At 38.3% G+C, this 1,644-nt stretch carries 2 protein-coding genes; one reads left to right on the top strand and one right to left on the bottom strand.

Annotated features, from left to right (window positions below; genetic code table 11):
- On the top strand, positions 1 to 553 hold a 553-nt coding region (locus AMDU4_RS13920), incomplete at its 5' end, for a citrate/2-methylcitrate synthase (RefSeq protein ID WP_021788557.1).
- 2 nt (positions 554 to 555) lie between these two features.
- Here the strand turns inward: AMDU4_RS13920 and AMDU4_RS13915 are convergent.
- Positions 556 to 1,284 (bottom strand): metallophosphoesterase, encoded by a 729-nt coding sequence (locus AMDU4_RS13915; protein WP_290705604.1) that lies wholly within the window; start codon positions 1,282 to 1,284, stop codon positions 556 to 558.
- Between the last annotated feature and the right edge of the window lie 360 nt (positions 1,285 to 1,644).

Raw genomic sequence — 1,644 nt, 5'->3', positions numbered from 1 at the left:
CCCACCGCGGACTGGTACTGCATCAACTCTTTCCGATATGTATTCTTCACTGGCATCGGCAATTGCGGCTCTTCGTGGGCCTTTGCACGGAGGTGCTGCCGAGGGTGCCTACCGTCAGTTTCTTGAAATTGGAACTCCTGACAAGGTTGATAAATGGTTCAGTGAGAATATTCTCAATGGAAAAAGAAGGCTCGTTGGTTTTGGGCACAGAGTTTACCGGACATATGACCCAAGGTTGAAGACATTCAAAAAATATGCCGATATTCTTTCAACTACGGAGGAACAGAAAAACATATTAGAAATTGCAAAAAAACTGGAAGAGAATGGAGTAAAAGCATTTGGTTCAAAGGGTATATACACAAATACCGATTTCTATTCAGGAATGGTTTTCAATGCCATAGGCTTTCCGGTTGACATGTTTACCACACTCTTTGGACTTTCCAGGATATCTGGAATACTGGCACACATAACAGAATACGTTGAAACCCAGGAGCGTTTAATTAGACCAAGGGCAATATACAGGGGCCCGGGCGAAAGGAAATATCCAGAATAATTTCATAATTTCTGGGTAAGGTCTGTTACATAGCCAAAGTCAAGAAGACCGAAATCCTCGGTTATTCCATATGCTCTAAACTTTTTTGATACATTTTTTAGCACCGGCGTGAAATGCTCATTATTTAAAAGTGATTCGGACACATCGGTTCCTGAGGAAAAAAAGCTCATTGCCGGTGTTATGAGTATTTTTTGTTCATTATTATATACAAAGGCAGGTATTTTAAAAACGCTTCCGATTTCATCCCTGAGAACCACGGAAGGATGTTCATGCCCTAATATTGTAAGCTTTCTAAAAGACATATCCCGGTCTCCGTGGTATATATAATAATTATCGGTTTCATAATAGTCATATATTTCAAGGCCATTGGATTTCAGTATTGTCATAAGATAATTGTCATGGTTCCCCTTTATGAATACCAGTTCGGTATCTTTTTTGTAGCGGTCTATGAAATGGTTAACATCATCCCATTCTTGCGGTAAGTTTCTGGAAAACTCCTGTTTAAAGTCACCATTGATAATAATTTTTGAGGGGGAGTACCGGTCAATTATTTGGTCTACCATTTTTTCCACATGATTTCTCTGCAGTTTAGGGAGAAATAGACCATGAAGATTCATCTCTTCCTCGAAACCAAGGTGCAGATCGGAAATAACAACTGCTGAGATGTCCTGCAGGTAAACGCAGTACAGATCCGATATAAAAACGTCCCTTATGATCTGAATATCTTTCAAGTTACCCAACTATTGAAAATCCCATAATAATCTTTACTGTTCTTTATTTTAATAAAATAATGGAAAACAAAGAATTCTATATATGTGCATTCTCTTTAACCTTCAGCAATTATCTCTTAAATGCCCCATGCATTTTCATTTTCATGGATTTTAAAAGGACAAATATTTAAGGCAAATTGCTATGACTTGCTATGGTATCCTCAAGGGTAAATGGTATAAATGAATCAGCCACTGTGAGCATGTCTAATAAGGCTGCGGAACTCAAGGAAGCAGGAAAGACAATATACAGTTTCGGAATTGGTGAACCTGATTTTACAACACCTGAAGAGATAATTGATTACGCATTTAAGGAAGCAAAGG

This window comes from Ferroplasma sp. Type II, assembly GCF_000496155.1.
Note: the sequence above shows the minus strand (reverse complement) of the source record. Positions and strands in the feature narration are given on the sequence as shown.